The organism is Ruminococcus intestinalis, assembly GCF_014288065.1.
Lineage (GTDB): Bacteria > Bacillota > Clostridia > Oscillospirales > Acutalibacteraceae > Ruminococcoides > Ruminococcoides intestinale_A.
The window spans coordinates 186,614-204,287 of sequence record NZ_JACOPS010000004.1 but is presented as its reverse complement, the minus strand read 5'-3'; the positions used below and the strand labels follow the sequence as shown (position 1 = coordinate 204,287).

At 37.9% G+C, this 17,674-nt stretch carries 22 protein-coding genes and 2 pseudogenes; 1 reads left to right on the top strand and 23 read right to left on the bottom strand.

Going from position 1 to position 17,674, the window contains the following annotated elements; genetic code table 11:
* Positions 1-101: 101 nt before the first annotated feature.
* A complete protein-coding gene (locus H8R91_RS09305; protein WP_366477427.1) occupies positions 102-836 on the top strand; it encodes a Crp/Fnr family transcriptional regulator in 735 nt (244 codons plus the stop codon).
* Between the two features lie 121 nt (positions 837-957).
* Here H8R91_RS09305 and H8R91_RS09300 read toward each other — a convergent pair whose 3' ends face one another.
* From H8R91_RS09300 to xerA, 23 genes and pseudogenes are all read right to left on the bottom strand, one after another.
* The gene (locus tag H8R91_RS09300) at positions 958-2,649 is read right to left on the bottom strand and encodes an FAD-dependent oxidoreductase (RefSeq protein WP_186935784.1); all 1,692 of its coding nucleotides are present in this window, start codon (positions 2,647-2,649) and stop codon (positions 958-960) included.
* A 1-nt stretch (position 2,650) separates the two neighbouring features.
* Positions 2,651-2,971: a rhodanese-like domain-containing protein gene (locus H8R91_RS09295; RefSeq protein WP_101069733.1), complete on the bottom strand. Its 321-nt coding sequence runs from the start codon at positions 2,969-2,971 to the stop codon at positions 2,651-2,653.
* 12 nt (positions 2,972-2,983) lie between these two features.
* Positions 2,984-3,289, bottom strand: coding sequence for a thioredoxin (gene trxA, locus H8R91_RS09290; RefSeq protein ID WP_101069734.1), 306 nt, complete (start codon positions 3,287-3,289; stop codon positions 2,984-2,986).
* 92 nt (positions 3,290-3,381) lie between these two features.
* Positions 3,382-4,128: an SDR family NAD(P)-dependent oxidoreductase gene (locus tag H8R91_RS09285; RefSeq protein WP_178069435.1), complete on the bottom strand. Its 747-nt coding sequence runs from the start codon at positions 4,126-4,128 to the stop codon at positions 3,382-3,384.
* A gap of 154 nt (positions 4,129-4,282) precedes the next feature.
* Positions 4,283-4,441, bottom strand: a complete 159-nt coding sequence (locus H8R91_RS09280; RefSeq protein ID WP_005339874.1) for a rubredoxin — start codon at positions 4,439-4,441, stop codon at positions 4,283-4,285.
* Positions 4,442-4,515: 74 nt separating this feature from the next.
* Positions 4,516-4,890 carry a desulfoferrodoxin family protein gene (locus H8R91_RS09275; protein WP_186935783.1) on the bottom strand — a complete coding sequence of 125 codons (375 nt, stop codon included), beginning with the start codon at positions 4,888-4,890 and terminating at the stop codon, positions 4,516-4,518.
* Positions 4,891-4,917: 27 nt separating this feature from the next.
* Positions 4,918-5,862: an L-lactate dehydrogenase gene (locus H8R91_RS09270; RefSeq protein WP_186935782.1), complete on the bottom strand. Its 945-nt coding sequence runs from the start codon at positions 5,860-5,862 to the stop codon at positions 4,918-4,920.
* Positions 5,863-5,889: 27 nt separating this feature from the next.
* The gene (gene rbr / locus H8R91_RS12495) at positions 5,890-6,561 is read right to left on the bottom strand and encodes a rubrerythrin (protein WP_436286331.1); all 672 of its coding nucleotides are present in this window, start codon (positions 6,559-6,561) and stop codon (positions 5,890-5,892) included.
* A gap of 60 nt (positions 6,562-6,621) precedes the next feature.
* Positions 6,622-7,056: pseudogene (locus H8R91_RS12490) on the bottom strand (flavin reductase family protein); the annotation flags it as partial.
* A 7-nt stretch (positions 7,057-7,063) separates the two neighbouring features.
* The gene (locus H8R91_RS09260) at positions 7,064-7,471 is read right to left on the bottom strand and encodes a Fur family transcriptional regulator (protein WP_186935780.1); all 408 of its coding nucleotides are present in this window, start codon (positions 7,469-7,471) and stop codon (positions 7,064-7,066) included.
* 126 nt (positions 7,472-7,597) lie between these two features.
* Positions 7,598-8,350: a peroxide stress protein YaaA gene (gene yaaA / locus H8R91_RS09255; RefSeq protein WP_186935779.1), complete on the bottom strand. Its 753-nt coding sequence runs from the start codon at positions 8,348-8,350 to the stop codon at positions 7,598-7,600.
* Positions 8,350-8,805, bottom strand: coding sequence for a thioredoxin-dependent thiol peroxidase (bcp, locus tag H8R91_RS09250; RefSeq protein ID WP_186935778.1), 456 nt, complete (start codon positions 8,803-8,805; stop codon positions 8,350-8,352). The genes yaaA and bcp overlap by 1 nt, the downstream gene beginning before the upstream one ends.
* Before the next feature lie 3 nt (positions 8,806-8,808).
* The gene (locus H8R91_RS09245) at positions 8,809-9,021 is read right to left on the bottom strand and encodes a DUF6219 family protein (RefSeq protein ID WP_186935777.1); all 213 of its coding nucleotides are present in this window, start codon (positions 9,019-9,021) and stop codon (positions 8,809-8,811) included.
* Between the two features lie 113 nt (positions 9,022-9,134).
* Positions 9,135-9,329, bottom strand: a complete 195-nt coding sequence (locus tag H8R91_RS12435; RefSeq protein WP_366477421.1) for a type II toxin-antitoxin system RelE/ParE family toxin — start codon at positions 9,327-9,329, stop codon at positions 9,135-9,137.
* Positions 9,330-10,030: 701 nt separating this feature from the next.
* A pseudogene (locus H8R91_RS12300) lies at positions 10,031-10,366 on the bottom strand (ketopantoate reductase family protein); the annotation flags it as partial.
* Entirely contained in the window at positions 10,341-10,967 is a 627-nt protein-coding gene (locus tag H8R91_RS09230; RefSeq protein ID WP_186935776.1) for a class I SAM-dependent methyltransferase, read from the bottom strand. The pseudogene H8R91_RS12300 and the gene H8R91_RS09230, both read right to left, overlap by 26 nt.
* 109 nt (positions 10,968-11,076) lie before the next feature.
* Positions 11,077-12,063, bottom strand: coding sequence for a helix-turn-helix transcriptional regulator (locus H8R91_RS09225; RefSeq protein ID WP_186935775.1), 987 nt, complete (start codon positions 12,061-12,063; stop codon positions 11,077-11,079).
* 17 nt (positions 12,064-12,080) lie between these two features.
* Positions 12,081-12,512 (bottom strand): YolD-like family protein, encoded by a 432-nt coding sequence (locus H8R91_RS09220; protein WP_186935774.1) that lies wholly within the window; start codon positions 12,510-12,512, stop codon positions 12,081-12,083.
* Between the two features lie 55 nt (positions 12,513-12,567).
* Positions 12,568-13,272, bottom strand: coding sequence for a transglutaminase-like domain-containing protein (locus H8R91_RS09215; RefSeq protein ID WP_186935773.1), 705 nt, complete (start codon positions 13,270-13,272; stop codon positions 12,568-12,570).
* A 64-nt stretch (positions 13,273-13,336) separates the two neighbouring features.
* Positions 13,337-13,948, bottom strand: a complete 612-nt coding sequence (locus H8R91_RS09210) for a class I SAM-dependent methyltransferase (protein ID WP_186935772.1) — start codon at positions 13,946-13,948, stop codon at positions 13,337-13,339.
* A 31-nt stretch (positions 13,949-13,979) separates the two neighbouring features.
* On the bottom strand, positions 13,980-15,506 hold the full coding sequence (locus tag H8R91_RS09205) for a Y-family DNA polymerase (RefSeq protein ID WP_186935962.1): 1,527 nt from the start codon (positions 15,504-15,506) through the stop codon (positions 13,980-13,982).
* 50 nt (positions 15,507-15,556) lie between these two features.
* Positions 15,557-16,654, bottom strand: a complete 1,098-nt coding sequence (locus tag H8R91_RS09200) for a restriction endonuclease subunit S (protein WP_186935771.1) — start codon at positions 16,652-16,654, stop codon at positions 15,557-15,559.
* Positions 16,655-16,664: 10 nt separating this feature from the next.
* Positions 16,665-17,648, bottom strand: a complete 984-nt coding sequence (xerA, locus tag H8R91_RS09195; protein ID WP_186935770.1) for a site-specific tyrosine recombinase/integron integrase — start codon at positions 17,646-17,648, stop codon at positions 16,665-16,667.
* Between the last annotated feature and the right edge of the window lie 26 nt (positions 17,649-17,674).

The following is a 17,674-nucleotide window of genomic DNA, read 5'->3' as shown; positions in this document are numbered from 1 at the left end:
TCTCCTGTTTGAACTTAATATACCTCATAAAAAGTCTTACTTCAGTGATGATATCACAGAAAAGATAATTTACTTTATTACACTTCTTTTTATTTCTATTTATGGCATATGCCAGTTACATAATTGACACATCTAAAAAAAGCAAGTATACTATGTTCGTAAAGGAGATAACGGTTATGAACTTCGAAAATTATTTTCCACTATGGAATGACTTAAATACAGCACAGAAAAAACTAATTTCAGACAATTTGATCACACAGCATGTGAAAAAAGGAACAATCATTCACAACGGGAACATGGATTGTACCGGATTATTACTGGTTAAATCTGGACAGCTTCGAACTTACATACTTTCAGATGAAGGACGGGAGATTACACTTTACCGTCTGTTCGATATGGATATGTGTCTTTTATCCGCTTCATGTATCATGCGGTCTATTCAATTTGAAGTAACCATTGAAGCAGAAAAAGATACGGATCTTTGGATCATCCCTGCTGAAATCTATAAGAGCATCATGAAAGAATCTGCTCCTGTCGCAAACTATACCAATGAGTTAATGGCTACCCGTTTTTCTGATGTCATGTGGCTGATTGAACAGATTATGTGGAAGAGTTTGGATAAGCGTGTTGCTTCATTTCTTTTAGAAGAGACCTCTATCGAAGGAACAAACGAGCTGAAAATCACTCATGAGACGATTGCTAATCATCTTGGTTCCCACAGGGAAGTTATCACTCGAATGCTTCGATACTTTCAAGGCGAGGGTCTCGTAAAACTCTCCCGCGGCAAAATCACAATTCTTGATCCAAAAAGACTGGAAACACTCCAAAGGTCATAAAACTATTTTTCTATAACATATAAAGAAGAATCCTCCATTTATCAGAATTATGAAAGTCATTCTAATAAATGGGGGATCTTTTTATGCTATAAGAAAATTATAAAAATATCGTGATTATTTTTTAATAATCCATACCACATGCATATGCCCTTTCAATCAGCGCACGGTCATTGACCACTGCATCATAGAAGCGAAATCCACCAGAGAAATTATACGTTTCATAACCGTTTCCTTCCAGAATACGGCTCGCAATATAACTGCGCAGACCACTCTGGCATATCAGATACACAGGCTTTCCTATCTCAATTTCACTAATTCGTTCTCTCAGTTCATCTACAGGTATGTTTTTGAATCCATCAATATGCCCCCTGCTGAATTCACCTACAGTTCTCACATCTAGCAACACCACATCTTTATCTTTAGAAATCTTGTCCATATCTTCCAAATGCCATTGCTTTAATGTCCCTTTTGCAATATTGTCTATTATAAATCCAGCCATGTTTACTGGATCCTTGGCAGAAGAATAAGGTGGTGCATATGCCAAATCCAGATCTTTCAACTGGGTTGCATTCAGCCTCGCATGAATTGCTGTTGCCAGCACATCAATACGTTTATCAACTCCTTCATATCCGATAATCTGAGCGCCAAGCAAACGATAGCTCTCTTTTTCAAAAACCACCTTTATGGTCATCACTTTTCCGCCAGGATAGTAACCGGCATGACTCATAGGAGAAAGAATTACTGTATCTACCTCTAATCCTGACTTTTTGGCATTGGTTTCATTGATACCTGTAGTGGCTGCTGTCATATCAAACACTTTTATAACGGAGCTTCCCTGACTGCCCAGGTAACGACTATCACCGCCACAAATATTATCAGCGATGATTCTGCCCTGTTTATTGGCTGGTCCTGCCAAAGAAATCAACGCATCATTACCCGTAACATAATGTTTTACCTGAACTGCATCACCTGCAGCATAAATATCCGGTACAGAGGTTTCCATTCTGTCATTCACTACAATACTTTCCTTGATGCCAAGTTCCAGACCGGCTTCTTTTGCTAATACTGTGTCTGGTGTGACTCCGATTGCCAGAACTACCATATCAGCCTGAAGGGATGGATTATCTTTCAACAGAACCTCCACTCCGTTGTCTTTTTCTTTAAATCCTTCTACTGTATAGCCCAGTACCAGTTTTACCCCATGCTTTCTCATTTCATTATGGATCATGGATGCCATATCCGGGTCAAAAGGGTTCATCAGCTGCTTAGGCCGCTGGACAATCGTAACATCCATGCCAAGCTCCCTCAAATTTTCTGCCAGTTCCAGACCAATAAAACCGCCACCTGCCAATACAGCCGATTTTGGATGGTTCTTATTTATATATTCCTTTATTCGAAAAGTGTCTTCTACGGTACGAAGTGTAAAAAGTTTATCAATACCTACTCCGGGAAGTCTCGGCTGTGTTGGCTTTGCACCTGGAGAAAGAATCAACTTATCATAGTTTTCTTCAAATATCTCATCATTCTCCAAATTTTTCACTGAAACAATTTTACGATCCGGATGTATGGAGATAACTTCATGATGAATTTTCATGTTAATACGGAAGCGTTTAAAAAAACTCTCTGGTGTCTGTAGTGTAAGTTCTTCCGGGTCTGTGATCACGTCTCCAATATAATATGGAAGCCCACAATTAGCATAGGATATGTATCCGGATCTTTCAAACACAGTAATTTCTGCATGTTCATCCAGTCTGCGTATTCTTGCTGCGGCTGTAGCTCCTCCTGCTACACCTCCTACGATTATTACCTTCATCTTATTTTTCCACCTTTCCTGAGTAAGCTGCAATGCCACCGATATTATTTACTTTAGAGTATCCCATTCGTTGCAGTATCTCAGTTGCCTGACGACTCCGAGAACCGGAATAACAGTATACAAACAGAGGGATATCCTTATTCTTCGCTACAGAAATAATATTGTCTAGTTGCTGCAACGGCACATTTTTACTTTCTGGTATATGTCCTTCCCGATATTCCTGCGGAGTACGGACATCCAGCAGAACTGCACCAGCAGTCCTTTTATATTCTTCTATGCCTTGATTAATATTCGACTGTTTAAAGAGATCAAAAAATCCCATTAGTACACCTCCCTAAAGCATTTCTAAAATCGCATTCTTAGGTCTCGCCCCTGAAACCTGCTGTACAATCTTCCCATTCTTCATAACCACTAAAGTCGGAATGCTCATAATACTGAACTTATTTGCCAATTCAGGCTCTTCATCTACATTAATCTTTCCAACTTTAATATCCCTACGCTCACCTGCAATCTCCTCTACAATAGGTACTACCATACGGCAAGGTGCACACCAAGATGCCCAAAAATCTAAAAGAACGGTTTTATCGGAATTCAGTACTTCGTTCTCAAAATTATTTTTATTGATATTAATAGCAGACATTTTACAGTCCTCCTTATCTTTTTCTTTTTGTAGCTTTATTATAGTCTTAATTTCATTTGTTTTCCGTGATTACATCACCATACCACATTAAATTAACTTCTTGCCATACCATCTACACTTAATATAACACCTGTAATGTAACTCGCCTCATCTGAAGCAAGAAACACAAACGCATTGGCAATATCTTCTGGCTGTCCAAGACGACGCAATGGAATTCTTTCAATCATAGGTTCGATAACTTCCTTTGGCACAGCTTTCATCATATCAGTTTCTGTAATCCCAGGTGCAACAGCATTAACACGAATACCTTTAGGTCCTAGTTCTCTTGCTAATGATACAGTCAATCCGTTTACTGCAAACTTCGATGCCGGATAAGCAACCCCACTTGGCTGTCCCGAAATACTCACCATGGAAGAAGTTGAGAGAATGACCCCCTTGCCTCTTGCCACCATACATTCTGCTGCTACACGAGTAGTATTAAATACTCCTTTTACATTTAGATCCATGACTTTATCGAAAGTCTCCTCTGTATAATCCATAAATGAGGTATTTTCTGAAATTCCTGCATTATTTACCAGTATGTCGACACATCCATATTTTTCAGTTGCCTCTTTAAAAGCCTTTCTGACAGACTCCATGCTTGCCAGATTTGGACTAATTCCAGCAACTATTGCATTGGGATATTTTTCTTTTAATTTATCTACAGCAACATCTGCCGATTCCTGTGAACTTGCTGCCAACACAACTGAAGCACCTTCCTTCAAGAATTTATCAGCTGTAGCAAATCCTATACCACGGCTTCCGCCCGTAATGATTGCAACTTTATCTTTTAATCTCATTTAGACTACCTCCTTACTTAATTTCTAACTACATTATAAGCAAAAGGTAGATTATTTTCTGTGATATCATCACAAAATATCGCAATAAAAAACCCTGTTGCTCACGCACCAGGGTTTTGGTTTGTCCATCCGTATTTAACACAAGATTAGGCTTCTATTCAACTTCTGAAAACTGATCTTTTCCAACATTACATAATGGGCATTCAAAATCTTCCGGAACATCCTCCCACTTTGTTCCTGGTGCAATACCACCTTCAGGATAACCTTCCTCTTCATCATATTCCCATCCGCAAACGTCACATACATATTTCATTAGTTTGTTCCTCCTTATAAATATATTACTGTTGTATTTGTGTTGTTCTGTAACCTTAATATGTATAAATGCTTTTAGCATTTCCATAATCCATGCAGGTTACAATATGCATATACTTCTTCTACCTGTTCACCATCGCAAAGACAAAAATCTGCTACCGGCTCCTGCCCTGGATTTAACTGTTTTCTGTATATTCCCTGGTTTGTATTTAATGTAATCCACTCAATGAAATGCTCTTCAAGCATTGGATGTTTTGTCTCTCCGACCACGACATGAACATGACTGCCTTCTACCGTATATACAGGTACATGCTTCTCGGCAGCAGCATCTGTCACTCCGGCTTTTAATTCCTGCATAGGTTCTCCGCAACAAATTACAGGTACACCCTTATCCTTTACCTTTTCAACAATGTTTCCACAATGCTTACATATATAATACTTTACTTCCATGCTTTTATCTCCTTCCATGTGTAAAATTTATAATTCAATTGTCTCTATAATCTTTTTCAAAGAATCTGCGGATTCCTTAAGCTTTAACGCTTCCTCTCCACTTAAATTAATAGGTATATTAGACTCAATGCCATCTGCACCTACAATGGCCGGCATACTTAACGATACTCCGTCAATGTCATATACTCCATGAATCATATGCGATACTGGGAGTATTGATTTTTCATCTCTCATAATCACTTCGCAGATTCTTTTTACAGACATTGCAATTCCATAATATGTAGCGTGCTTTTTGTTTATAATCTCATAAGCACTGTTCTTGACTGCTGTAGCTATTTCTGCCGTGTTTTCCTTGTGCTTGTAATGTCCACGCATTTCACACATTTCACTCAATGGAACACCGGATACATTGGCTGATGACCATGCTACAACTTCACTGTCTCCATGCTCACCTACTATAAATGCGTGAACACTCCTGCTGTCCACAGATAAATGCTCACCAAGCTTATATCTTAATCGTGCACTGTCTAACACTGTCCCCGATCCAATAACCCTGTTTTCCGGAAGTCCTGATAACTTTATGGCTACCTGTGTCAAAATATCTACCGGATTCGCTACTACAAGCATGATACCTGCAAAATTTCTCTTTGCTATTTCAGGAATGATTGACTTAAATATTGCTACATTTTTATTTACGAGATCAAGCCTTGTCTCTCCCGGTTTCTGTCCCGCTCCGGCAGATATGACAACAATTGCAGCATCAGCCACATCATCATAATCTCCGGCATATATTTTCATCGGACTCGCAAATGGAATACCATGACTGATATCCATCGCTTCTCCTTCTGCCTTGTTCTTATCTGCATCGATAAGGACAATCTCTGTAAACAAGCTACTCTGCATCAGAGCAAATACCGATGCAGAACCAACAAAGCCACAGCCTATCATTACTGCTTTTTTTGAATTAATCACTTTCTTCTTCGTAATAATCTCATCTCCTTAATAATTCTCTTCATGTACTTCAAAATAGCTCTGTGGATGATTACATACCGGACATACTTCAGGCGCCTTAGTTCCTACCACAATATGTCCGCAGTTACGGCATTCCCATACCTTAACTTCGCTCTTTTCAAATACCTGTGCAGTTTCAATATTCTTAAGAAGTGCACGATATCTTTCCTCATGGTGCTTCTCAATCTCACCTACTGCCCTGAATTTTGCTGCAAGCTCAGGGAATCCTTCTTCCTCAGCTGTTTTAGCAAAGCCATCATACATATCTGTCCACTCATAATTTTCGCCTTCTGCCGCTGTCGCCAGGTTTTCCTTTGTATCACCAATTCCTGCTAATTCCTTGAACCACATCTTTGCATGTTCTTTCTCATTATCTGCAGTCTTTAAAAACAATGCTGACATCTGCTCGTAACCTTCCTTTTTCGCTACAGAAGCAAAATAGGTATACTTATTTCTTGCCTGTGATTCCCCTGCAAATGCCTCCTGTAAATTCTTCTCTGTCTGTGTTCCTGCATATTTGTTTTCTGCCATCTCTTTTACCTCCGTTTTCTTTACTACTTTTTCAAAATCTGATGCCGGGTGCTTGCACAAAGGACATATAAAGTCATCCGGTAATTCCTCGCCTACATATTCATATCCGCAAATTCTGCAACGCCATATTGTCTGACCGTCCTCTGTTTTTCCAACCTCCTGTGGCTTAGGCTTAATATTATTCTGATAATAATCATATGTTACTGAAGGAACATTGCTTAAAACTTCCATATCGGTTATCTCACCGATAAACATCGTATGTGAACCCAAGTCCTCTGTTTTAGTAACTGTCACAGAAATGTATGCATTTGTACCTTCTGTAATATAATAAATACCATTCGTGCCCCTGGCACACTTTTCAAATGCTTCAAATTTATTGGTATCCCTTCCTGATTGGAAGCCAAAATATTTGAACAATTCAAACTGTGCCTTCTGACTTAAGACTGATACTGTGAATTTTCCTGTTCTCTGAATCATGTCATGCGTGTAATTTGCTTTGTTGACACAGATACTTAACTGGTTCGGTTCTGAAGCTGCCTGAATGGCTGTATTAATAATACATCCATTGTCTTTTTCATGTTCCCTGGCAGTCAGTACAAACAATCCATAACTCAACTTATACATTGCTTCCCTATCCATTTTTTTCCTCCTTTACCTTCTCCCTGCATTTTGGGCAAATACCTTTAAATGAAATATCATAATCCAAAAATTCGATTCCATAAGTGTTATGAATTCTTTCCAGCAAATCCGGTATTTCATCCATATCCACATCTGAAACCTCACCGCATTTTACACACCTGACATGGTAATGATTTTTCAATGAAAAATCGAACCTATTCGGTCCATCCGGAACTTCAACCTTCCTTAACGAACCCTCATCTACCAATATATCAAGATTTCTATATACAGTTCCTTTTCCGATTGTAGGATATGCTTCTTTTATAAATTCATACACTTCATTTGCTGTAACATGTCTTCTCATTTCATATACGGCATTTCTTACAAGATCTTTTTGAATGGTATTTCTCCTACTTGTCATCAGTCCTCCTTGTTAGGATTTATTCTTAATAAGGATTATATACCATCATTATTATATTGTCAACAGAATAGTAATAATTCTCATTATTATATTAAAGATGCCCATGCTGAGCATCTTTAATATAAATCATTGTTCTATTTTTCGTTCAAAAACATATTCAGTATCTGATGATAAATCAGACCGGAATGAATAACCAAGTCTGTCGAATTTTTTAATATCCTCAGGATTTTCAATACTGTTTTCAGCCATGAACCTAACCATTTCACCACGAGCAATCTTAGCATATGTACCTTTTGTCACCAGTTTATCTCCTGATAACTCACAAAATGTAATCGTAATGTATCTATCCTGTTGTGTCAGATATTTTTCTATACATTTTGAGTATTCTTTTGATGCAAGATTAATGATAATCCTGCTGTCATCTATTACTGAGCGGTATAACAAGTCACCCCAGTACTCATACAGATTTTTGGCATCTCCAATCCTGATCTTTGCCTGCATTTCCAAACGATAAGGTGTCACACCATCCATTGGTTTCAGAGCACCATAAAATGCAGACAATATTCTCAAATGATTTTGCACATACTCAAGCTGCATATCTTCAAACACAGATGGTGCCATATATTGAAAAGCAATTCCTTCATATGATAAAACAGCCGGACTGAGCATCTGATAAAGATTCATATTTCCCAATCTATTGAAATTTTGTTCTGCAATCTTATCATTACATTTCCAAATGCCTTTCAGTTCCTCTTTTGACTTACTTTTCAACCAACTTTGTATCTCTGTCGTCTTTTCAATAAATTCAGGCAATGCATCCGGTTCAATACTGTCAGTATCTGTAATCATCTTTTTAGCAGGGGATAATATTATCTTCATTAATCTAATTCCTTAAGCATATTTTCAGGATCATCTGCAGCCTTGACTTTATCATTTGCCTTTATAATAATCCCTTGTTCATCAATAAGATATGTGGTTCTTACTACCCCCATAGAGACTTTGCCATAATTTTTCTTTTCTTTCCATGCATCATAAGCTTCAATAACTTTCCGCTCTGGATCTGCTAAAAGTGTAAATGCCAATCCATATTTTTCCTCAAATCTCTTGTGAGACGCTACAGAATCCTTACTGACTCCAAGAATAACTGCACCTTTTTCGGTAAACTGAGGGTATCTCTCGGAAAAACCACATGCCTGCTTCGTACATCCTGGTGTATTATCCCTTGGATAAAAATACAAAATTACTTTTTTTCCTGTATAATCCGATAATCTATGTATTTTCCCATTTTGATCTGGCAACTCAAAATCAGGTGCCTTAATTCCTACTTCCAACATTATTTATTCCTCATTCTCTATAACTTTCTCTTTTTTCGCCTTTTCTTTCCTATTCCCGGCAATCATTTTATGACCTGTATATATCGCCATTACCATACATAGCATAGAACTTAAAGCAAAGTATTTATGACTTGATTTTAGCTTTTTATATCCAGTATAATAAGTCCCAAACATTGTAATTAATGCTCCAACTGACCAATATTTATGTGTTTTCATGTAATTCCTCCATTTTTTCAGTGTATTCAATTGTAATTATACTCTACCACATTCCTGTGTCAATTTGATAATAGCGCATTCCTATAAATTTTTCAGAATATCATGGTTAAATTTTAATTTTCTGAAACGTCTTCCGTCCGACTTAACTGCTTGCGAACATCACGTCCACGATACATAATTCGCACTATATTCACTGTTTCTGTTTCATCATTCGTCTTATAAAACACCAAATAATTGTCCACTGGAAAGAACCGAAGTCCTCTGCTGTGCCATGGTTCTTCCTCATAAAGCCGGTTTCTATTCGGCATGGTGACCAGCTTTCGAATAGCAGCCATAATTCGGTCTGTCCGGCAGCGTTCTTTGGAGCTAACAGTTCCTCTGAAATATATCTGAAAATATTTCGCAGATCTCTTTTGGCTCCTGCTGTATACATCACTTTATATTTCATATACCCAATTCCGGTTTCATTCTTCAACTTTTCAAATTCACTTTCCAACATCATAAACTCTTCCCTTGCACTCATTGCGTGATCAGATATGCACAGCTTACCAATAAAATTAGAAAACATAAATCTGTACATCCAAGCACAGAATTTCTTTTTATTTACACAGGTTTCGTATTCCCCTTTGGGCAATATTTCATAGCCTGCTTTTTTCAGCACATCATAACCTTCGATGATAGCATCCATAATGTCTAACGAATACGCTTTATCTTTTTTCAGCAACTTTAAATTACCATTTGCTCTATAGCTTGCAAACACAAGCGGAAGAACAGCACAAGCGTGTGTTTTCAGATAATCATTCATTTTATTATCTATCGTCACTTTTATTTTCGCACCTGCAAATATAGAAGTTATAAATTTATCACTAACATCCTTGCCGTCTGTCCTTCCGATTTCAATTTTATTTAGGCAGATGGAATTTATGTAGCCGTCGTACTTTTTGCCTGCCGCACTAAAAAATGCAAACAATACATTTTTATTCTCCAAATTTTCATATTTCTCAACGGTCATATTGTTACCTACAAACACGATATTTTTGCTTTTGTTGCGTTTTATCATTGGAACAATGCTGTCTAAAGATGAAAATCTGGATACAACAAAAATAGCATCATAAATATCGTCTGTTTGAAGTTTGTCTATAACAGTGAAACAGTCTGTTGTTTTCTTTCCGAGCTTGTGTTTGATTACAAGTCCGCCGTTTTTTAAATTTTGGTAGGTTCTGCCTCTTGCAAGAATGGTTATGTCATTTCCTTTTCGCATAGAATGTGCCAGATTTGAACCCAACACACCTGCACCGATAATCAATATTCTCACGTTATCACTCCTTTTTCCCAACCAATACATATTCCGAAAGTGGTTTGCCTTTTATCAATGCCGCTCCAACAACCTGAAAGCCTTCGCTACCGACATATTCTTTCAGTTCTTCGTTTTGCCATTTATGATAGGTTTTAAACCCGGCTTTTTCCATAAGCCATATCAGAAATTTCGAATACCCTTTTTTATATACAAATGTGGGTGCGAACAAAATTCCGTCTTTTTTCAGAACTCTGTGTATTTCTTTTAGTGCTTTCTCCGGTTGTGGCATGATATGTAAAGCATTGGCAATCACAACAACATCAAATTTTTCATCTTCATAAGTCAAATTCGTTGCGTCCTGCACACAAAAGCGGAGCTGTTCACATTTGTGTTCGCCTTGATTGCGTTTTTCAGCTTCTATTATCATATTTTCCGAGTAATCTTTTGCTTCCCAAGAGCCGGATTTTCCTGCCATTAAAAAGGTAATCTGTCCCGTTCCGCAAGCCAATTCCAAGACAGACTTCTCACTGTCTATATACTGTTCTGACAGTTTGCAGATTTGCCGATAAGCAGTATCGTTTTTTGACATAAATGCAGTATATATTCTTGCCATTCTTTCCCAAAAACCTTTGTTTGTGTTATCTGTCATAGAATTGTCCTCCGTTTCCCTGATTACTTTTCGCAAAGCGGACTCATATTACTCTAATCCATGTTCCTCATTTTCCTTTTGTTGCAGATAAAACATCGCTTTCTGCGTTTCAATCTCTGCTTTCCTGCATATCCTCATCGGCTTGTGCAATCATCTGTCTGTACTGTTCTTTTACACTTTCCGGTGCAAGTATCTGTACCTTGCCATTAAAACCAAATACCCAACCAAAAAAGGTTGGACTGGCTGATACTTCGGTCTGTACCCTGAAAGAAGTCATATCATACGCAAGGGTTGTCACATCTTCTCCGAAACGGTCAACCATTGTTTTCATCAGACTGTTATCACATCGTAAATCCACAAGGACTTTCTCGCCTGAGAACATAAAGAATACTTCTTTTGTGTAATTCTCAATATCAAAATCATCAGGCATAGGAATAATATCCTTATCCAGTATCTCCGGCTTGGAAGCAATACGGTCTACCCTGAAATTGATAACCTTGCTTTTCTTCTCAGAGTATCCGAGAACATAATAATTATCCCCATTCCAGAGAAGTTTATATGGGCTGAGCCTATACACTTCGCCCTTGTTCTTCAGAACCTTTTTCTTTAATCCGGTATAATCATAATACTGAAAAGAAATCTGTTTACCTGCGTTAATGGCTTCATTTATAGCGTCGATGATGTAATATATCTGCTCATTATCTGGCTTAATTCGATTGACCACATAATTATTACGCTTCAACTTTGCCACCTGCCCCGGACTGGTCATCGTATGTATCTTCTCAATCAGCGTTTCGCTTTTCTTCTTTGTAATGAACTTCGATGACTCTACTGCATCTATCAGCAGTTTCAGTTCCGGCAATTCAAACTTACGATTGGCTACAAAGTATTTGCTTTGAGTAGAATGGATAGTAACAATATCCATTCCAAACTCCTGAAGTGCTGCAATGTCTTTCGTAACAGTAGTTCTATGCGCTGAAATCCCGTATTCATCAGCCAATATATTGATTAGTTGCGTCGTTGAAAGCGGATGTTCCTCGTCCGTTCGTTCCTCTAATATTTTCTTTAAGTATAATATTCTTGGTTTTGTTTCCATTGTTTGCCCTTTCCAAGCTATGACTCATATAGTCCTCTGAACATTTCTCCCTGTATCTCGCTGATTTGTTCAATCGGGATAACTGTTTCATCCTGCATAATCAGTTTGCGTTCAAATTCATCAATCTTTTTCACTATACCGGAATGCGTGAGATATGCTCCTCCGGATTTTTTGTCATCAGGCACGAAATAAGTTATTGATACTTCCTGTTCTGTGCCGATATTATCTCTAATCATATTTAACTGGTCATTCAATTTCATAATGACCTCATCGCTCAACTCTAACCGTTCATCCGTTAACCTTGCAGTTTCCTTAATAGCTGCATCGTGTCCTGTAAGTGCCGCAAAAGGAGCAAACTGTGCTGCTCTGTCGTGAAGCGACATACGAGGATGGTTCCTTGATGTCGGATGTGGAAGATTGATTATATCATCATAAGAATGATTGTCCATCTGTTGCAGCACCTCCTTTACTCGGCAAACTAGATTTTGCCACTAAGCATTATTTTTAAACTTTCGCATCTCTGATTCTCTTAACATTTTTATTCATGAGATGTCTACCGAAATGACGGTATGCAAATGCTTTTACTATCGACATTTCCTGATGATGCTCTGTAAGTAACTCATCTGGTGAATTATATATTCCAAAATCTTGATTGATTCCTTCACTTTGTATATAAGTATTATTTCTTTCAAAATCAATCACTGGATTCTGAAAATCTTTTACCGCCACACCATAACCACAAAATGCACCAGAACATTGGCTATTTATTTTTTGCAGCTTATTCAAATATTTCTTATCTAAAATAAATGCTTCAAGTTCATACCATGTATCATCTAAGTACACTTCAACCCAACTATGAAAAACATTCTGCGGAGCATTTTTATAAACAATTCCTGTCATTGCTCCTTTTTGCAATTGCTTATCTATTGTAAACCCATGCACCCTACATGGTATTTTACATGCCCTAAGCAACGCCATAAATAAAGTACCTTTTGTATTACATTGACCATATCCATCACTTAAAACTTTGGATGCAGATATGCTGTCATCAATATTGTAGCCGAATAAAATCTCATCCCTAACGTATAAATATATGGCTTTAATGCATTCAAACTGCTCCAGATCCTTCCAGCCTCTATTCTCTATTAGTGATTGAATTCTGGAATCATTAAAATCTAGCATATGGGTTTCTTTTAATAACTCTTTCAACCTTTTCCTCCACGCAAATTTCAATTCACATTAAATTTTTGAATTCTACAAATTGTATATTTATCTATTTTGTTGCCACAATACAAAGCCAATGCTTTTTGGCATCTGCATATGGTTTTATTTCCATAAAACCTGCTTCTTTTAAAGCGGTGACAAGTTGATCACAATTATAAATCTTCATACCATCAATTATCTTTGTCCATTTATCGTCTGAGGCATTCATTCCGTCGCTCTCGTTACAAATTAGGAAGGTTCCTCCGTCTTTCAGAACACGATTTACCTCAGAAAAGCATTTTTTCAATTCTGGCCAGAAGTAAACCGTCTCAAAAGCTGAGATATAATCAAATTTTGCATCTGGAAATGGGATGGCAGATACATCTCCCTGAATAACCTTGCATTTTTCCCGTTGAATAGCGGCAGCGTTCAATTTTCGAGATTCTGACACACTAACCTCCGAATAATCCAATCCTGTCACATGGCCATTCCTGCATTTGCTCAGCCAGACCGCAATGTTTGCACCACCTCCGCAGCCAACATCCAGCACCTCAGCGTCCGGATTTACAGAGATATTCGAGAACCCCCATTGTGATAGCCTGGAGTGGCCGCTGTTCATCATCTTTGTCATCAATTTTCCACCGAATCCTTGTGGCTTACGAGTATTTTCAAAAAAGCTCATTGAAATATTCCTCCTTCATATTTAGATTTGTTTAAGCCTTATGACCGCCGATTTGCTCATTTCGGTCTTTGGCGGTTGCACCTTCTTCAAGGTTCATTCCTTTTAACACAGCATTCTTACCAAACTTCTTTTTGATACTCAGCATTGCTTCTTGCATACGCCTTTCCCGTTCCAATTTTTCTTCTTCCTCCGCTTGCTTCTTCTTCAGTGCTTCGTAATCGGTAAAGAGGTCAAGCTGCTGATATTCATCTTCCTGTTTAACTGATTTTTCATCTACAAGTTTATTTGCTGTTATTGTTATCCTGCGGACAAGTAAATTCTCGTCAACTACCCTGTCGTACAAATCCATTACAGCATTGGTAATCAATCGAGTAGAGGACGTTTTTTTCTCCAGATTTGCTGTTCCGTGTGCGTGCTTTGGAACTTTGCGTCCATATCGGTCAATCGTAATCTCGCCTTTGTATTGATTTTTTAGGTTCGAATTACTTAAATTTTCAATATCATAGCCGATTGTCAACACAAGTTGGTCAGTTACAACTCCTTTATCCACCAAATCAAGCACCATTTGGTCGGTCATTTCTTTTACAATCAACTTTGCCTTTTCATAATCATAAGGGCAATGCAACACCTGACCGGAAGATACACTGTTTGTTTCTGGCTTATATGCTTTGACCTGCTCCATTGTACAAGGCTCATATCCCCAAGCGTGATCTATGAGCAGTTCCGCATTGATACCGAACAGCTTGTACAGCAATTCCTCGTTATACAGTTCATTCGGCTTTCCGATAGAACATCTTGCAATATCGCCCATTGTATAAAGTCCGTGTTCCTCTAACTTCTTCGCATAACCATTTCCGACTCTCCAGAAATCGGTTATCGGGCGATGACTCCATAGTTTCTTACGGTATGACATTTCATCAAGTTCAGCAATACGCACACCGTTCTTATCTGGCTCGATATGCTTTGCCACAATATCCATCGCAATCTTGCAGAGATACATATTCGTACCGATTCCTGCGGTTGCAGTTATACCAGTTGTTTTCAAGACATCCTGTATCATCGTCATAGCAAGTTCTCTTGCAGTCATACGATAGGTTTGCAGATAATCAGTCACGTCCATAAACACTTCGTCGATTGAATAAGGAAATATATCCTCTGGTGCAACATATTTTAGATAAACATTATAAATCCTTGTGCTGTACTCCATATAATATGCCATACGAGGAGGAGCAACGATATATTCTATCTCCAATGCTGGATTTGCATCCAGTTCTGCCTTATCATCGGAAGAACCGGTAAATGTTCTGTTCGGTGCTTTCCATCTGCGTTTATTGTTTGCTTCCCTGACCTTTTGGACAACTTCAAACAATCGTGGTCTGCCGGGTATTCCGTAACTTTTCAAGGACGGAGATACCGCAAGACAAATTGTTTTTTCTGTCCTGCTTTTATCAGCAACCACAAGATTTGTTGTCAAAGGGTCACGATTTCGTTTCTTACATTCCACAGAAGCGTAGAATGATTTTAAGTCGATTGCAATATATGTTCTTTGATTTGCCATCATTCCACGCTCCTTCCTACGATTTCTATTCTAAACGATAATTTACCATATCAGTCGCTGATGGTGGCTTGACCATTCATCAGCATAGGCAGAAGCCAATCTCTTAACTGTACAAGTAACTCATTCTCAAGAGTATTTTGTTCTTGAGCTAAGAGCAATTTATTCAACTCATCAAGGTAGGCAGTATCATCAGGAATGAACACAGGAATATTTTCTACATCACTCTTGGTTATAAATTTTACAATAGAGCCGGATGAACTTGATTTAAAAGAATTTATTCTATATAGACTTGCTAAATATAACAGTGCAAAATATTCTTTTTTTGGAGTTAGTACATATGTCCTTTGATAAGCATTAAATTTGCCGGAATAATGCTTAACATTAAAATCTCCATTACCAGCTATAAGTATAGAAGATGTATGAAAGGCATAACTGTTACAATACAACGGCTTATTAGAACAAGTAAAGAATTTGTATTTACCATTTGGAACGGAAAAATTGGCATCCTCTTTACCTGTGATAACCGAAGCGAGAAATTTTGCTTCAGTATATTTGCCTTTAAGCCTATGGGCTTCAGCTTTAGCCATCATATTTTCAAATATGAGATATGCTTGCTGCTCTAAATTATCGTTTATCTTACAGTTCTCATCAATTTTTCTATCAATTAATGAAAGAACTTCAACCGTCTTGTCCTGAATATCTTTATCAGGCAAGCTGATTTCTATATTCCTCAAAGTATCCAATGTTACCGTTCTTTGAGAACAGCCAATAGCAAGTTTATCAACCAACTTATAAAACTGCGGATTTAGCATTGTATAGTAAATAAATCTTGCATTAACATTTCTTTTTGGTCGCAAGATAGCAATATGTCGTTGAAAAACCATTTGTTTGTCAAAATCTACATATACCGGTTTGCCAAAAGAGCCAACAACCGAATACAAAATATCGCCCTTTTGTGCCTTCTTATTTTCATTCAATCCGTTATAGTAACTTTCAGGCACAAACATTGTGTCTTCTAAAGAAAGTTTGTTTTGTCCCGTAATATTAGATATTGTAATAAAAGGAACGCCACTATCACTTTTAGGTGGTGGTAAATGGTCGCCATCAGAAATAAATTCACAACAATCTATCAGTTTCTTAGTCTCCATCCTTTTCTCCTTATCCGATATATTTCCTATGTGCAATTTTAACATTGCTTTGTTTTACCATTGCATACTGCAAGGTCGTATCTATCTTTCTATGCCCCAAGAGCTGTTGCAGTTGCTCAATGGGCATTCCTTTATCTATTGCCATAGTTGCAAGGGTACGCCTAAACTTGTGCGGGTGTACCTTGTGCAGTCCTAATTGCTTTCCAAATTCTCTTAGCCTTGTTTCTATACCGCCGATTTTCAGCCTTTCGTGCGGTGCTTTCAGCGATACAAAAAGTGCCGGGTTATCGTCGGTTCTGCTGTTTAAGTAATTCTGTAAATGTATCTTTGTTCGTGCATCAAAATAGACCACTCGTTCTTTGTTTCCTTTTCCAAATACGATACATTCACGCTCGTTAAAATCAATATCGTTTCTGTTGAGCAATACCATTTCACCGACACGCATACCCGTAGAAGCTAACATATCTATCATCGCCAAATCTCTCGGCTCGGTGCAGTTATCTCTCATAAGCTCCAACGCTTCATCAGAGTATGTTTCTTTAATGCTTGTGCCGGTTTTGACCTTATGTATTCGCCTAACGGGGCTTTTCAGTATATAGTCCTCGTCCTCAAGCCACGAAAAAAAGCTTGAAAGAATACGGCGGATATTGTCAATCGTAACCTTGCTTGATTTTTTCTTTTCCTGATACTCGGTCAGGTATCGTCTTATGTCGTCGGTTTCAATATGCTTTACGCTTTTGCCGACAGTCGCAATCATCATCTCGATAGTTGCTTTGTAGTATTTAAGAGATTTCTCGGAACAGCCCTCAATTCGCTTTGCCGACAGAAACAGTTCCACATAGTTCTGCTCCGAGATTTCCTTTTCACTTTCAATTTTTGTTACCTCATAACCAAAAAGTGTATGTTGCAATACCTCTTGCAAGCGTTCTGTCTGTGCATTGTTCAAGAAAGGTAACATAGCCTGAACAACATCTGTAATTAAATTTTGTTTCATTAGTCAATTCTCCTTTTATTTAACTT

What these genes read in the sequence shown, in the direction of transcription:
- H8R91_RS09305 (WP_366477427.1), top strand. Translation starts at nt 102, where the DNA reads ATGGCATATGCCAGTTACATAATTGACACATCTAAAAAAAGCAAGTAT.
- H8R91_RS09210 (WP_186935772.1), bottom strand. Translation starts at nt 13,948, where the DNA reads ATGAGCTTTTTTGAAAATACTCGTAAGCCACAAGGATTCGGTGGAAAA.
- xerA (WP_186935770.1), bottom strand. Translation starts at nt 17,648, where the DNA reads ATGAAACAAAATTTAATTACAGATGTTGTTCAGGCTATGTTACCTTTC.
- H8R91_RS09285 (WP_178069435.1), bottom strand. Translation starts at nt 4,128, where the DNA reads ATGAGATTAAAAGATAAAGTTGCAATCATTACGGGCGGAAGCCGTGGT.
- H8R91_RS09280 (WP_005339874.1), bottom strand. Translation starts at nt 4,441, where the DNA reads ATGAAATATGTATGTGACGTTTGCGGATGGGAATATGATGAAGAGGAA.
- H8R91_RS09200 (WP_186935771.1), bottom strand. Translation starts at nt 16,654, where the DNA reads ATGGAGACTAAGAAACTGATAGATTGTTGTGAATTTATTTCTGATGGC.
- H8R91_RS09275 (WP_186935783.1), bottom strand. Translation starts at nt 4,890, where the DNA reads ATGGAAGTAAAGTATTATATATGTAAGCATTGTGGAAACATTGTTGAA.
- yaaA (WP_186935779.1), bottom strand. Translation starts at nt 8,350, where the DNA reads ATGAAGATAATATTATCCCCTGCTAAAAAGATGATTACAGATACTGAC.
- trxA (WP_101069734.1), bottom strand. Translation starts at nt 3,289, where the DNA reads ATGTCTGCTATTAATATCAATAAAAATAATTTTGAGAACGAAGTACTG.
- H8R91_RS09295 (WP_101069733.1), bottom strand. Translation starts at nt 2,971, where the DNA reads ATGGGATTTTTTGATCTCTTTAAACAGTCGAATATTAATCAAGGCATA.
- bcp (WP_186935778.1), bottom strand. Translation starts at nt 8,805, where the DNA reads ATGTTGGAAGTAGGAATTAAGGCACCTGATTTTGAGTTGCCAGATCAA.
- H8R91_RS09220 (WP_186935774.1), bottom strand. Translation starts at nt 12,512, where the DNA reads ATGGACAATCATTCTTATGATGATATAATCAATCTTCCACATCCGACA.
- H8R91_RS09230 (WP_186935776.1), bottom strand. Translation starts at nt 10,967, where the DNA reads ATGACAGATAACACAAACAAAGGTTTTTGGGAAAGAATGGCAAGAATA.
- H8R91_RS12435 (WP_366477421.1), bottom strand. Translation starts at nt 9,329, where the DNA reads ATGCCGAATAGAAACCGGCTTTATGAGGAAGAACCATGGCACAGCAGA.
- H8R91_RS09300 (WP_186935784.1), bottom strand. Translation starts at nt 2,649, where the DNA reads ATGAAGGTAATAATCGTAGGAGGTGTAGCAGGAGGAGCTACAGCCGCA.
- H8R91_RS09260 (WP_186935780.1), bottom strand. Translation starts at nt 7,471, where the DNA reads ATGACAAGTAGGAGAAATACCATTCAAAAAGATCTTGTAAGAAATGCC.
- H8R91_RS09225 (WP_186935775.1), bottom strand. Translation starts at nt 12,063, where the DNA reads ATGGAAACAAAACCAAGAATATTATACTTAAAGAAAATATTAGAGGAA.
- H8R91_RS09245 (WP_186935777.1), bottom strand. Translation starts at nt 9,021, where the DNA reads ATGAAAACACATAAATATTGGTCAGTTGGAGCATTAATTACAATGTTT.
- H8R91_RS09205 (WP_186935962.1), bottom strand. Translation starts at nt 15,506, where the DNA reads ATGGCAAATCAAAGAACATATATTGCAATCGACTTAAAATCATTCTAC.